Annotated in this window: 23 protein-coding genes; 22 read left to right on the top strand and 1 reads right to left on the bottom strand. The window is 38.7% G+C overall.

Features of this window, described 5'->3' with window-relative positions; genetic code table 11:
• Positions 1–58: 58 nt before the first annotated feature.
• Complete coding sequence (locus HMPREF9071_RS01125) at positions 59–613, bottom strand: DUF1440 domain-containing protein (RefSeq protein ID WP_216698032.1); 555 nt, start codon at positions 611–613, stop codon at positions 59–61.
• Between the two features lie 533 nt (positions 614–1,146).
• Here HMPREF9071_RS01125 and rpsL point away from each other — a divergent pair.
• The 22 genes from rpsL to rpsE all read left to right on the top strand — a co-directional run bounded on the left by rpsL (position 1,147) and on the right by rpsE (position 12,837).
• Positions 1,147–1,560 carry a 30S ribosomal protein S12 gene (gene rpsL / locus HMPREF9071_RS01120; RefSeq protein ID WP_002666477.1) on the top strand — a complete coding sequence of 138 codons (414 nt, stop codon included), beginning with the start codon at positions 1,147–1,149 and terminating at the stop codon, positions 1,558–1,560.
• A gap of 27 nt (positions 1,561–1,587) precedes the next feature.
• Positions 1,588–2,064: a 30S ribosomal protein S7 gene (rpsG, locus tag HMPREF9071_RS01115; RefSeq protein WP_009744683.1), complete on the top strand. Its 477-nt coding sequence runs from the start codon at positions 1,588–1,590 to the stop codon at positions 2,062–2,064.
• Between the two features lie 11 nt (positions 2,065–2,075).
• Complete coding sequence (gene fusA, locus HMPREF9071_RS01110; protein WP_009744682.1) at positions 2,076–4,199, top strand: elongation factor G; 2,124 nt, start codon at positions 2,076–2,078, stop codon at positions 4,197–4,199.
• Between the two features lie 11 nt (positions 4,200–4,210).
• Complete coding sequence (gene rpsJ / locus HMPREF9071_RS01105) at positions 4,211–4,516, top strand: 30S ribosomal protein S10 (RefSeq protein ID WP_002666495.1); 306 nt, start codon at positions 4,211–4,213, stop codon at positions 4,514–4,516.
• Positions 4,517–4,715: 199 nt separating this feature from the next.
• Entirely contained in the window at positions 4,716–5,333 is a 618-nt protein-coding gene (gene rplC / locus HMPREF9071_RS01100; protein WP_009744681.1) for a 50S ribosomal protein L3, read from the top strand.
• Positions 5,333–5,962, top strand: coding sequence for a 50S ribosomal protein L4 (rplD, locus tag HMPREF9071_RS01095; protein ID WP_009744680.1), 630 nt, complete (start codon positions 5,333–5,335; stop codon positions 5,960–5,962). Before rplC ends, rplD begins: the two co-directional genes overlap by 1 nt.
• Positions 5,963–5,966: 4 nt before the next feature.
• Positions 5,967–6,257: a 50S ribosomal protein L23 gene (rplW, locus tag HMPREF9071_RS01090; protein WP_009744679.1), complete on the top strand. Its 291-nt coding sequence runs from the start codon at positions 5,967–5,969 to the stop codon at positions 6,255–6,257.
• Between the two features lie 8 nt (positions 6,258–6,265).
• A complete protein-coding gene (rplB, locus tag HMPREF9071_RS01085) occupies positions 6,266–7,090 on the top strand; it encodes a 50S ribosomal protein L2 (RefSeq protein ID WP_009744678.1) in 825 nt (274 codons plus the stop codon).
• An 8-nt stretch (positions 7,091–7,098) separates the two neighbouring features.
• Positions 7,099–7,377 carry a 30S ribosomal protein S19 gene (rpsS, locus tag HMPREF9071_RS01080; protein ID WP_009744677.1) on the top strand — a complete coding sequence of 93 codons (279 nt, stop codon included), beginning with the start codon at positions 7,099–7,101 and terminating at the stop codon, positions 7,375–7,377.
• A 5-nt stretch (positions 7,378–7,382) separates the two neighbouring features.
• On the top strand, positions 7,383–7,790 hold the full coding sequence (gene rplV / locus HMPREF9071_RS01075) for a 50S ribosomal protein L22 (protein WP_009744676.1): 408 nt from the start codon (positions 7,383–7,385) through the stop codon (positions 7,788–7,790).
• Between the two features lie 9 nt (positions 7,791–7,799).
• Positions 7,800–8,528, top strand: a complete 729-nt coding sequence (gene rpsC / locus HMPREF9071_RS01070) for a 30S ribosomal protein S3 (protein ID WP_009744675.1) — start codon at positions 7,800–7,802, stop codon at positions 8,526–8,528.
• A gap of 18 nt (positions 8,529–8,546) precedes the next feature.
• A complete protein-coding gene (gene rplP / locus HMPREF9071_RS01065; protein ID WP_009744674.1) occupies positions 8,547–8,966 on the top strand; it encodes a 50S ribosomal protein L16 in 420 nt (139 codons plus the stop codon).
• An 11-nt stretch (positions 8,967–8,977) separates the two neighbouring features.
• The gene (gene rpmC / locus HMPREF9071_RS01060) at positions 8,978–9,169 is read left to right on the top strand and encodes a 50S ribosomal protein L29 (RefSeq protein WP_009744673.1); all 192 of its coding nucleotides are present in this window, start codon (positions 8,978–8,980) and stop codon (positions 9,167–9,169) included.
• A 16-nt stretch (positions 9,170–9,185) separates the two neighbouring features.
• Positions 9,186–9,443 (top strand): 30S ribosomal protein S17, encoded by a 258-nt coding sequence (gene rpsQ / locus HMPREF9071_RS01055; RefSeq protein WP_009744672.1) that lies wholly within the window; start codon positions 9,186–9,188, stop codon positions 9,441–9,443.
• A 2-nt stretch (positions 9,444–9,445) separates the two neighbouring features.
• A complete protein-coding gene (gene rplN, locus HMPREF9071_RS01050) occupies positions 9,446–9,814 on the top strand; it encodes a 50S ribosomal protein L14 (RefSeq protein WP_009744671.1) in 369 nt (122 codons plus the stop codon).
• Between the two features lie 11 nt (positions 9,815–9,825).
• A complete protein-coding gene (gene rplX / locus HMPREF9071_RS01045; RefSeq protein WP_173301480.1) occupies positions 9,826–10,140 on the top strand; it encodes a 50S ribosomal protein L24 in 315 nt (104 codons plus the stop codon).
• A gap of 2 nt (positions 10,141–10,142) precedes the next feature.
• Positions 10,143–10,694, top strand: coding sequence for a 50S ribosomal protein L5 (gene rplE, locus HMPREF9071_RS01040; RefSeq protein ID WP_009744669.1), 552 nt, complete (start codon positions 10,143–10,145; stop codon positions 10,692–10,694).
• Position 10,695: 1 nt separating this feature from the next.
• Positions 10,696–10,965 carry a 30S ribosomal protein S14 gene (rpsN, locus tag HMPREF9071_RS01035; RefSeq protein WP_009744668.1) on the top strand — a complete coding sequence of 90 codons (270 nt, stop codon included), beginning with the start codon at positions 10,696–10,698 and terminating at the stop codon, positions 10,963–10,965.
• A 16-nt stretch (positions 10,966–10,981) separates the two neighbouring features.
• On the top strand, positions 10,982–11,380 hold the full coding sequence (gene rpsH / locus HMPREF9071_RS01030) for a 30S ribosomal protein S8 (RefSeq protein WP_009744667.1): 399 nt from the start codon (positions 10,982–10,984) through the stop codon (positions 11,378–11,380).
• 18 nt (positions 11,381–11,398) lie between these two features.
• Complete coding sequence (gene rplF, locus HMPREF9071_RS01025) at positions 11,399–11,941, top strand: 50S ribosomal protein L6 (RefSeq protein WP_009744666.1); 543 nt, start codon at positions 11,399–11,401, stop codon at positions 11,939–11,941.
• A gap of 11 nt (positions 11,942–11,952) precedes the next feature.
• Positions 11,953–12,306 carry a 50S ribosomal protein L18 gene (rplR, locus tag HMPREF9071_RS01020; protein ID WP_009744665.1) on the top strand — a complete coding sequence of 118 codons (354 nt, stop codon included), beginning with the start codon at positions 11,953–11,955 and terminating at the stop codon, positions 12,304–12,306.
• Positions 12,307–12,312: 6 nt separating this feature from the next.
• On the top strand, positions 12,313–12,837 hold the full coding sequence (gene rpsE, locus HMPREF9071_RS01015) for a 30S ribosomal protein S5 (protein WP_009744664.1): 525 nt from the start codon (positions 12,313–12,315) through the stop codon (positions 12,835–12,837).
• The last annotated feature ends 10 nt before the right edge of the window (positions 12,838–12,847 follow it).

Here is a 12,847-nt window from a genome sequence, read left to right as displayed (position 1 = left end):
TTTGTTAATAAGTTAATTTTCAATGATTGGATGAATTAAGAGTTATGCTTCACCCTGCCTACCGTGCTATGAGTCCTCTACGGCAAAGTTCCATTACGAATATCCAGAAGATATGCCCCAACATTTCTGATAGATTCTCATCAAAAGGAATTTCGGAGAGAGGTGGTACCAATCCCATCAAAGGCATTACAATGATATGGGCAAATATATTGGATACTATAGCAAAGATCGCTCCATACCATATACGTATAATAGGGAAAAACTCGGAGGCTACACAGTAAATCACCCCAAAAACTACGGAGAATAAAATATGCACGATAAAGATAGACAGAGGCAATTCTACACCTGAGAATGTATATGTCCAATCATAAGGGACACCTAATTGTTCTAAAAATACTTGTGGAGGTGTTACCCGTTCTAGTATACCATTGTGTATTACAGCACCTGTCATTCCTTCGTATGGAAAGCCTAATGAGGGATTACGAGGAGGAAAAGGCACTTCCCAGCCCCATTTTACAAAGGCTCCGATGATACCAATAAAGGCTCCAATACCAAAAGCCTTGGGCAAATTCCGCTCAGAAGAGGAAGTCATCTTAAAAGTATATCTGTTCATAAGCGAATAATTTAAAAGACAAAGGTAATATTTTTTAAGGATATTTTAATTTTCTTATGGAAAGAATTTTTTCTTTACATTTAAGGTGATTATCAAGTAATATTTAAATGTATAATCTCTAGAATTTGTATTTTATAAATAGGAGATACATAAATATATTTTTCCAAGTTGTATGGATAAATTATAATGTTATTCTATTTAAGCGTTTATTCTGGTAAAAATCATTTCATAGATTATTCAATTCTGGGTAAGAAAGTAAAAAAATAGCATTTTAATCTCTTATTGAGAAAACTTTTTGAGAAATATGAGAAAAAAATGGGCTGTTAATAACTTTTCTAAAAGGGATAAATTTTTTAGTACTTATAGGATATTTTATGTAATTATTTAATAATCAGCCGATTATCATGTGTTAAATCAAGGAGTCTTATAAAAATCATTATGTTAATAAAAAAATATTGGGAATTAGTGTTTTGCGTTTTGTCAGTCCAGAAAAAGTTTGTACCTTTGCCCTCGCTTAAAAAAATATTTTATAAATGCCAACAATTTCACAATTAGTACGAAAAGGAAGAGCTAAAATAGCCAAGAAGAGTAAATCGGCTGCTTTGGATTCTTGTCCTCAACGTCGAGGTGTATGTACGCGTGTATACACTACTACCCCTAAGAAGCCGAACTCTGCGATGCGTAAGGTAGCGCGTGTTCGCCTAACCAATGGGAATGAAGTGAATGCGTATATCCCTGGAGAAGGACATAACCTCCAAGAGCACTCGATAGTATTGGTAAGAGGCGGAAGAGTAAAAGATTTACCAGGGGTACGTTACCACATTGTACGTGGAGCATTGGATACTGCTGGGGTAAATGGAAGAACCCAAAGACGCTCTAAGTATGGAGCTAAACGCCCTAAACCAGGACAAGCAGCAGCTGCACCAGCAAAAGGAAAGAAAAAGTAAATTTTTAAAACCGTCTAAAACAACCAAATGAGAAAGAGACAAGCTAAGAAAAGACCTCTTTTACCAGATGCAAAATACAATGACCAGTTGGTTACTCGCTTTGTGAACAACCTGATGTGGGATGGTAAAAAGTCAGTGGCTTTTAAGATTTTCTATGATGCTATTGACATTGTAGAACAAAAGAAAAATAATGAGGAGAAAACGGCTTTGGAAGTGTGGAAAGATGCGCTCTCCAATGTAATGCCTCATGTGGAAGTGCGCTCCCGCCGTGTGGGAGGTGCTACCTTCCAAATCCCTATGCAAATTCGTCCAGACCGTAAAGTGTCTATGGCTATGAAGTGGCTTATAGGCTATGCGCGTAAGAGAAATGAAAAATCAATGGCTCAAAAGTTAGCAGCAGAAATCCTTTCCGCTGCCAAAGAAGAAGGAGCTGCTGTGAAGAAAAAGATGGATACACATAAGATGGCAGAAGCTAATAAGGCATTCTCTCACTTTAGATTTTAATTTGTAGTAGTATGAGTAGAGATTTAAAATATACAAGAAATATTGGTATCGCAGCACATATTGATGCGGGTAAGACCACTACTACTGAGCGTATTCTTTTCTATACAGGGAAAACGCATAAAATCGGTGAAGTACACGAAGGAGCAGCTACCATGGACTGGATGGAACAAGAGGCAGAACGAGGAATTACCATTACCTCAGCAGCGACTACCTGTAAATGGAATTTCCCTACAGAGAATGGAAAACCTACTGCCGATGCAAAAGAATATCACTTCAATATTATTGATACCCCAGGGCACGTGGATTTCACTGTGGAAGTGAATCGTTCACTCCGTGTATTGGACGGATTGGTATTCCTGTTCTCCGCAGTGGATGGAGTAGAGCCTCAATCCGAAACCAACTGGCGTCTTGCAGATAACTATAAGGTGCCTCGTATGGGCTTTGTGAATAAGATGGACAGACAAGGTTCTGACTTCTTGAGAGTATGCCAGCAGGTAAGAGATATGCTCAAATCCAATGCCGTACCAATCGTACTTCCTATTGGTGAAGAAGCTGATTTCAAAGGAGTAGTGGATTTGATCAAAAACCGAGCTATCGTTTGGCATGATGAAACTCAAGGAGCTACTTTTGATGTTGTAGAAATCCCTGAGGATATGAAAGCGGATGTGGCTAAATATCGTGCTAAACTTATTGAAGAAGTGGCAGGATATGATGAAGGTCTTTTGGAAAAATTCATGGAAGATGAGAATTCCATCTCTGAAGAAGAAATTCATAGAGCACTTCGCGCAGCAGTAATGGATATGGCTATTATTCCGATGACCTGTGGTTCTTCCTTCAAGAATAAGGGAGTACAGTTCATGTTGGATGCTGTATGCCGTTATTTGCCTTCTCCTTTGGATAAGGAAGCTATTGAGGGGACTAACCCTGAAACAGGTGAGCCTGCCGTACGTAAGCCTTCTGTGGATGCCCCTTTTGCTGCATTAGCATTTAAGATTGCTACTGACCCTTATGTAGGTCGTTTGGCTTTCTTCCGTGCCTATTCAGGACACTTGGATGCAGGATCTTATGTACTGAACACTCGTTCAGGAAGCAAAGAGCGTATCTCTCGTATCTACCAGATGCATGCTAATAAACAAAATCCAATTGAATACATTGAAGCAGGAGATATTGGAGCTGCAGTAGGTTTCAAGGATATCAAAACAGGGGATACCCTTTGTGATGAGAAATATCCTATTGTACTGGAAAGTATGATATTCCCAGATCCAGTGATTGGTATTGCGGTAGAGCCTAAAACAAAGGCTGATGTAGATAAATTAGGAATGGCTTTAGCTAAGCTTGCTGAAGAAGACCCAACTTTCCAAGTTAAAACAGACCAAGCCTCTGGGCAGACTATCATTTCTGGTATGGGCGAACTTCACTTGGATATTATCGTTGACCGACTCAAGCGTGAGTTCAAGGTGGAAGTAAACCAAGGAGAGCCACAAGTAGAGTACAAAGAAGCTATTACAGGTAAGGCTGACCACCGTGAAGTGTACAAGAAACAAACAGGGGGTCGAGGTAAGTTTGCTGATATTGTCTTTACAATGGAGCCTGCCGAAGAAGGAAAAGCAGGTTTGGAATTTATCAATGAAATCAAGGGCGGTAATATTCCAAAGGAATATATCCCTTCTATAGAAAAAGGATTCAAAGATGCTATGAAGAACGGACCTTTAGCGGGCTTTGAAATGGATGCCATGAAGATTACCCTTAAGGATGGTTCTTTCCACCCTGTGGATTCTGACTCCTTATCATTTGAATTAGCAGCTAAGTTAGGATACAAAGAAGCTGCCCGTGCTGCAAAGGCAGTGCTTATGGAACCTATCATGAAATTGGAAGTAATTACTCCAGAAGAAAATATGGGGGATATCGTAGGAGACCTTAACCGTCGCCGCGGTCAAGTAAATGATATGGGTGACAGGAATGGCGCCAAAGTAATTAAAGCCAACGTACCTCTTTCTGAAATGTTTGGTTATGTAACTACTCTTAGAACCCTTTCTTCAGGGCGCGCTACATCTACTATGGAATTCTCTCATTATGCTGAGACACCTTCCAATATTGCAGAAGAAGTGATCAAAAAAGCAAGAGGTGGTAATTAATTTGTAAAGAAATGAGTCAAAAAATTAGAATAAAATTAAAATCTTATGATCATAACTTGGTAGATAAATCTGCTGAGAAAATCGTAAAAACAGTAAAATCAACAGGAGCAGGAGTTGTAGGACCTATTCCTCTTCCTACTCATAAGAAGTTATTTACGGTACTTCGCTCTCCACACGTGAATAAGAAAGCGAGAGAACAGTTTCAATTAAGTTCATATAAGCGCTTATTGGATATTTATAGTTCTTCTCCTAAAACTATTGACGCTCTTATGAAGCTTGAGCTTCCTAGTGGAGTAGAAGTAGAGATCAAAGTATGATAGAGCAAAACCAAAGGTTTGCTTGACTTGTCCCAAAACAATAGCGTGAGGGAAAAACGGTTAAACGAATTGATATTCAGGGTTGAAATATTTAACCCTGAATTTCAAATTGTAAAATTAGGAAAATTTCAGAATTATAGTGGAGTCTTCCTTGATTTTATTATAACTAAAAAGTAAGTTTAAATTAAATTTTTTAAATATGTCTGGGTTAATTGGAAAAAAAGTAGGCATGACCAGTATTTTTGATGAGAATGGGAAGAATATCCCATGTACCATCATAGAAGCGGGTCCATGTGTAGTTACCCAAGTCAGAACCAAAGAGGTTGACGGGTATGAAGCTCTTCAACTTGGTTTCGATGACAAAAAAGAGAAGCACACCAATAAAGCAGCAGCAGGTCACTTTGCTAAAGCAGGTATTTCTCCTAAGAAGAAACTTATCGAATTCCAAGGATTTGAGAGCACTTACAAATTAGGTGATACAATTACAGCCGAGTTCTTTGTAGAAGGTGAGTTCGTGGATGTAACAGGGACTTCTAAGGGAAAAGGATTTCAAGGGGTTGTGCGCCGACACGGTTTTGGAGGAGTGGGACAATCTACTCACGGTCAGCATAACCGACTTAGAGCTCCAGGTTCAGTAGGAGCCTCTTCTTATCCTTCACGCGTATTCAAAGGGATGCGTATGGCAGGAAGAATGGGAGCTGAAAAAGTAACAGTACAAAACTTAAGAGTGTTAAAAGTGATTCCTGAAAAGAACCTCCTTATCCTAAAAGGATGTGTTCCAGGTCATAAAAATGCTTATGTAACGATTCATAAATAATGGAAGTAGCAGTATTAAATATACAAGGAAAAGAAACAGGAAGAAAGGTTACTCTTTCTGAGGCTGTTTTCGGGATTGAGCCTAATAATCATACTATTTATTTGGATATCAAACAATACTTAGCCAACCAACGTCAAGGAACTCATAAGTCCAAAGAACGTAATGAAGTGGCAGGAAGTACCCGTAAGATTAAAAAGCAAAAAGGGACAGGTACTGCTCGTGCAGGTAGTGTGAAATCCCCTGTATTTGTAGGAGGAGGACGCGTATTTGGACCTCGCCCTAAGGATTATACTCAAAAACTCAATAAAAAAGTAAAACGACTTGCACGTCGTTCTGTATTAAGCCAAAAAGCACAACAAGGGGCTATTATTGTATTGGAAGATTTTAATTTTGAAACTCCTAAAACAAAGGATTTTACTCAAATTTTAGCAGCTCTTGGTATCCAAGATAAAAAATCTCTTTTTGTATTGGCGGATACAAATAAAAATGTATATTTGTCCTCTCGTAATATCCCTTCTGTGAATACGGTAACTGCTTATGAGTTAAACACTTATGATGTAGCTAACGCGACAAATGTGGTATTGTTGGAGAGTGCAGTGGAGGTGATTCAATCAAATTTAACAAAGTAAGATTATGAGTATATTGATAAAACCTATTAATACAGAAAAAGCAAATAATGATAGTGAGTTGAGAAACTGTTATACCTTTTCTGTAGACAAAAAGGCTAACAAAATTCAGATAAAGAAAGCTGTTGAAGAAACTTATGGAGTCACTGTTGAGAAAGTACGAACTTTAAATTATGCTCCAAAGCGTTCTGTTCGTTATACTAAAAATGGATTGCAACTTGCACAAACCAATGCAGTGAAAAAAGCAATTGTAAGTGTAAAAGAAGGAAAAACAATAGATTTTTATAACACTATTTAAAAGACCGTATGTCAGTAAGAAAATTGAAACCCACGACTCCTGGTCAGCGTTTTAGAGTGGTAAATAATTACGATGCGATTACCACTGATAAGCCGGAAAAGAGTTTGCTCGTTCCGTTAAAAAAGACAGGGGGGAGAAACAATCAAGGGAAGATGACCATGCGCTATATTGGTGGTGGTCACAAGAAGAAGTATCGTATCATTGATTTCAAGAGAAACAAATTCGGTGTGGAAGCCACTGTAGTTTCAATTGAATATGACCCAAACAGAACAGCATTTATAGCGCTTGTTCAATACACTGATGGGGAAAAGAGGTACATCATTGCTCCTGCAGGACTCAAAGTAGGACAGGTGATTGTATCGGGAGAGAATGCAACTCCTGAAATAGGAAATGCAATGCCTCTTTCACAAGTTCCATTAGGAACAGTCATTAACAGTATTGAGCTCCGCCCAGGACAGGGAGCTAATATGGCTCGTTCAGCAGGTACTTTTGCTCAGCTAATGGCAAAGGAAGGAAAGTATGCCACTGTGAAGTTGCCTTCAGGAGAAACACGTATGATTTTGCTTACATGTTTGGCTACTATTGGAGCAGTGTCTAACTCAGATCATCAGTTAGTCCTTTCAGGAAAAGCGGGTCGTTCACGCTGGCTTGGGCGCCGTCCTCGTACACGTGCAGTGGTAATGAATCCAGTTGATCACCCAATGGGAGGTGGTGAAGGACGTGCCTCAGGAGGTCATCCACGCTCTCGTAAGGGAATCCCTGCCAAAGGTTATAGAACTCGTTCTAAGACGAAGGCAAGTAATAAGTATATTGTAGAACGTAGAAAGAAATAAGGTAAGATATGGCTCGTTCATTAAAAAAAGGTCCTTATGTTCATTATGCTTTGGAGAAAAAAGTACTCCAAAATAAGGAAACAGGAAAAAAAACCGTGATCAAAACATGGTCAAGAGCATCTATGATTACTCCTGATTTTGTAGGAGAAACTATCGCAGTGCACAATGGAAAACAATTCGTTCCTGTATATATCACTGAAAACATGGTAGGACATAAATTAGGAGAATTTGCACCTACTCGTTCTTTTAGAGGACATGCAGGAGCAAAAAATAAAGGTAAAAAATAAAAGCTATGGGAGTTCGTAAAAGAGAAAAAGCATTAGAGATTAAAGAAGCGAAACAAAAAGTGGCTTTTGCAAAATTGAATAATTGCCCTACATCGCCACGCAAAATGCGTTTAGTGGCAGATTTGGTACGCGGTATTCCCGTAGATAAGGCACTTGCTATTTTAAAGTTCAACCAAAAAGAAGCAGCAACTTCTTTGCACAAGTTATTACTTTCAGCTATTGAAAACTGGAAAGTTAAAAATGAGGGGGTTGATATAGAAACAGCACAAGTATTCATTAAAGAAATCCGCGTAGATGGTGGTGCAATGCTCAAAAGGCTTCGCCCAGCTCCACAAGGAAGAGCACACAGAATTCGCAAATGTTCCAATCACGTAACCATCGTATTAGGAGCTAAAAATAACACTGAAAGCTAAGATAAAGGTATGGGACAAAAAACAAATCCAATAGGAAATCGCCTTGGAATTATCAGAGGATGGGAATCCAACTGGTACGGAGGAAATGACTACGGTGACAAATTGGCTGAGGACGATAAAATCAGAAAATACGTTCATACTCGTTTGTCAAAGGCTAGTGTTTCTCGTGTAATTATTGAAAGAACCTTAAAACTTGTAACCGTTACTATCACTACTGCCCGTCCTGGTAGCATTATCGGAAAAGGAGGACAAGAGGTAGACAAGCTTAAGGAGGAACTTAAGAAAATTACTGGAAAGGATATTCAGATCAATATCTTTGAAATTAAAAGACCAGAACTTGATGCACCCCTTGTAGCAGCAAGTATTGCTCGACAAATTGAAAATCGTATTTCTTACCGTAGAGCAATCAAAATGGCTATTGCCGCTACTATGCGTATGAACGCTGAAGGTATCAAAATTCAAATATCTGGGCGTTTGAATGGAGCTGAAATGGCTCGTTCTGAAAGTTATAAGGAGGGACGTATTCCTCTTTCTACTTTCCGTGCAGATATTGATTATGCTATTGATGAAGCTCATACTACTTATGGACGTATGGGGATCAAGGTATGGATCATGAAAGGTGAAGTATATGGTAAGAGAGAACTTTCTCCATTGGTAGGAATGACTAAGAAAAACCTAAATGGTTCTTCTTCCAAGGAAGGAAACTCAGATGCAAAACGTGCTCGCCGAAGAAAATAATATTAAAATCAGTTAGCAATGTTACAACCAAAAAGAACAAAATATCGTAAGGCACAAAAGGGAAGAATGAAGGGAATTTCCCAAAGAGGACACCAACTCTCTAATGGGACATTCGGTGTTAAATCCTTAGAATCCGCCTTTATCACTGCTCGCCAAATTGAGTCCGCCCGTGTAGCGGCTACCCGTTATATGAAACGTGAAGGACAGCTTTGGATTAAGATCTTCCCAGATAAGCCTATTACCAAGAAACCTTTGGAAGTACGTATGGGGAAAGGAAAAGGGGCTGTTGAATACTGGGTGGCTGTAGTGAAGCCTGGAAGAGTCTTATTTGAAGTAGGAGGTGTACCTTTGGATGTCGCCAAAGAAGCTCTCCGCCTTGCTGCTCAAAAGTTACCCGTAACTACTAAGTTCGTTGTAGCGAGAGATTATCAAGATTAATTTTACTAACAATGAAACAGTCAGAAGTTAAAAATTTATCAGTCGCTGAGCTTGAGCAGAAGCTCACCGAACTTAAGAAAGCATATTCGGGAATGAAAATGGCTCATGCCATTTCTCCAATAGAAAATCCACTTACTATTCGTACTACTCGTAGAGATATTGCCCGTATAGCAAGTGAATTAACCCGTAGAGAATTACAATAATCATTGTGGCTTTAATATGGAAAAGAGAAATATCAGAAAAGAAAGAATAGGGGTTGTTACCAGTAATAAAATGGAAAAATCCATTGTGGTATCTGTCGTAAAACGTGTAAAACACCCTATGTACGGAAAATTCGTATTGCAAACTAAAAAGTTTGTTGCACACGATGAAAAAAATGACTGCAACATCGGTGATACCGTGCGCATTATGGAAACACGCCCACTTAGTAAAACTAAATGTTGGCGATTAGTAGAAATCATAGAAAGAGCGAAGTAATTATGGTACAACAAGAATCAAGATTAAAAGTAGCAGATAACACAGGAGCCAAAGAAGTTTTGACTATTCGTGTACTTGGAGGAACCAAACGTCGTTATGCTTCTGTGGGGGATAAAATCGTTGTTACCGTAAAGGAAGCAACCCCTAATGGAAGTATAAAAAAAGGACAAGTTTCCACTGCTGTAGTAGTAAGAACAAAAAAAGAAGTAAGGCGCCAAGATGGTTCTTATATTCGTTTTGATGAAAATGCTTGCGTACTACTGAATGCTGCTGGTGAAATGAGAGGTACCCGTGTCTTCGGTCCTGTAGCACGTGAACTCCGTGACAAGCAGTTTATGAAAATTGTGTCATTAGCACCTGAGGTGCTTTAATCTATGCAATGATGATAAAGCTAAAAATAAAAACAGGCGATACAGTACAGGTAATCGCTGGCGACCACAAAGGGGAAAAAGGAAAAGTACTCAAAGTGGATCGTGAAAAGAACAGAGCTATCGTGGAAGGTGTGAACTTAGTATCAAAACATACCAAACCCAGTGCACAAAATCCTCAAGGAGGCATTGTCAAAAAGGAAGCTCCTATCCATATTTCTAACCTTTCTCTCTTAGACCCTAAGAGTGGTGAGGTAACCCGTGTAGGATATGAAGTGCGTGATGGCAAAAAAATAAGAATTTCTAAAAAATCAAAACAAGTAGTGTAATTATGACATATATACCTAGACTCAAACAGGAATATAAGGAGCGCATAATTGCAGCTCTTAAAGAAGAATTTGGTTACAAAAATGTAATGCAAGTTCCTAAACTTGAAAAAATTGTAGTAAGCCGTGGAGTAGGGGCTGCTGTTGCAGATAAAAAGCAAATAGAATATGCCGTAGAGGAACTTACTAAGATTACAGGTCAAAAAGCCGTAGCAACTACTTCTAAAAAGGATGTAGCTTCTTTCAAGCTCCGTCGCGGTATGTCCATTGGAGCTAAAGTTACTCTTCGTGGAGAGCGTATGTACGAATTTTTGGACAGACTTATTACTACAGCTCTACCTCGTGTGAGAGATTTTCAAGGAGTAAAAGCAACAGGATTTGACGGACGTGGTAACTATAACTTAGGTATTACTGAGCAAATTATCTTCCCTGAAATTGATATTGACAAAATCAATAAAATTGCAGGTATGGATATTACTTTCGTTACTTCTGCTCATACAGATAAAGAAGCAAAATCATTATTAACCGAATTAGGATTACCTTTTAAAAAGAATTAATATGGCGAAAGAATCAATGAAAGCTCGTGAAGTCAAAAGAGCTAAATTGGTAGCAAAATATGCAGAAAAACGCAAAGCTCTTAAAAAAGCTGGTGATTATGAAGCATTACAGAAACTACCTAAGAATGCATCTCCTGTACGCTTGCATAATCGTTGCAAACTCACAGGTCGCCCTAAAGGATATATGCGCACATTTGGAATCTCTCGTGTGCTTTTCCGTGAAATGGCAAATAAAGGACTTATTCCGGGTGTAAAAAAAGCAAGTTGGTAATTAAAAAAGAAAAATTATGTACACAGACCCAATCGCGGACTATTTGACAAGAATTCGCAACGCCAGTAGTGCAGGGCATCGAGTAGTAGAAATCCCAGCTTCAAACCTCAAAAAGGAGATTACCAAAATCCTTTTTGATCAAGGCTATATTCTTAGCTATAAGTTTGAAGAAAATGATATACAAGGAATCATCAAGATAGCCCTCAAATACGATAAAGAAACTAAGGAACCTGTTATCAGAAAAATTGTACGTGTAAGCACCCCAGGGCTCCGCAGATATGTAGGGGCTAGCAAACTTCCACGTGTGCTCAATGGACTTGGAATCACTATCGTTTCTACCTCTCAAGGGGTAATGACTGGCAAACAAGCCAGAGCCCTTAATATAGGAGGAGAAGTAATTTGTAATGTTTACTAAAAAAATAGACTTAAAGCAATGTCAAGAATAGGTAAAGCACCCATCAGTATTCCTCAAGGAGTAACAGTTACTATCAAAGATAATATCGTTACTGTGAAAGGAAAACTCGGCGAATTAACTCAAGTGGTTAAAGGCGCTGTTATAAAGCAAGAAGATGGACAACTCATAGTGGAAAGACAAGGAGATACTAAGCAAAGCAATGCCTTACATGGTCTCTATCGTGCCTTACTACATAATATGGTAGTAGGAGTATCTGAAGGTTTTACCAAAGAGTTAGAACTTGTGGGGGTAGGGTACCGTGCAACTAATCAAGGACAAAAACTTGATTTAGCACTTGGTTTCTCTCATAACATCCTTATGGAACTCCCTCAAGAAATTAAATTAGAGACAATTAATGAAAAAGGGAAAAACCCGATCATTAAGCTTACTTCTCACGATAAACAATTACTCGGACAAGTAGCAGCTAAAATTCGTTCTTTCCGTAAACCAGAACCTTACAAAGGAAAAGGTGTTAAGTTTGTAGGGGAAGAACTTAGAAGAAAAGCAGGTAAATCAGCTTAAAACGTAACATAATGGCATTATCAAAAATAGAAAGAAGACAACGTATCAAGTACAGAATCAAAAAGACCGTTTCTGGAACTCCTGAAAGACCTCGTTTGGTTGTTTTTAGAAGCAATAGTGAAATCTATGCACAAATTATAGATGATACCAAGGGTGTTACTTTAGTAGCAGCCTCATCACGTGATAAAGATTTGAAATTATCAGGTACCAAAACTGAAAAAGCTAAGCAAGTAGGTGAATCCATTGCTAAGAAAGCGCTTGCAGCAGGTATTGAAACCATCTCTTTTGACCGAGGGGGTTACTTGTATCATGGACGTGTAAAATCCTTAGCAGAAGGAGCAAGAGAAGGCGGACTTAAATTCTAAGAAACTATGTATCAGAATTATAAAAATGTAGAATATGTAAAACCAAGCGGATTAGAACTAAAGGATCGCTTGGTAGGAGTGCAACGTGTAACTAAAGTTACCAAAGGAGGACGTGCTTTCGGTTTCTCTGCTATTGTAGTGGTAGGAGATGAGAATGGAGTCGTAGGACAGGGCTTAGGCAAATCCAAAGAAGTATCTGACGCTATTGCTAAAGCAGTAGAAGATGCAAAGAAGAATTTAGTACGTATTCCCCTTAATGGGACTACCCTTCCTCATGAACAAAAAGGGAAATTTGGAGGTGCTCGTGTATATCTCCAACCAGCAGCTGAAGGTACTGGAGTAATCGCTGGAGGTGCAGTACGTGCCGTATTGGAAGCCGTAGGTGTACATAACGTACTTTCTAAATCACAAGGCTCTTCTAACCCTCACAATGTAGTAAAAGCAACTTTTGATGCACTCTTAAAACTTAGAAGTGCTAAGAGAATTGCTGAGCAAAGAGGAGTTTCCTTAGAAAAAATGTTTAAAGGTTAAAAACAAGCAC

The sequence above is a fragment of the Capnocytophaga sp. oral taxon 338 str. F0234 genome, from assembly GCF_000192225.1.
Classification (GTDB): domain Bacteria; phylum Bacteroidota; class Bacteroidia; order Flavobacteriales; family Flavobacteriaceae; genus Capnocytophaga.
Note: the sequence above shows the minus strand (reverse complement) of the source record. Positions and strands in the feature narration are given on the sequence as shown.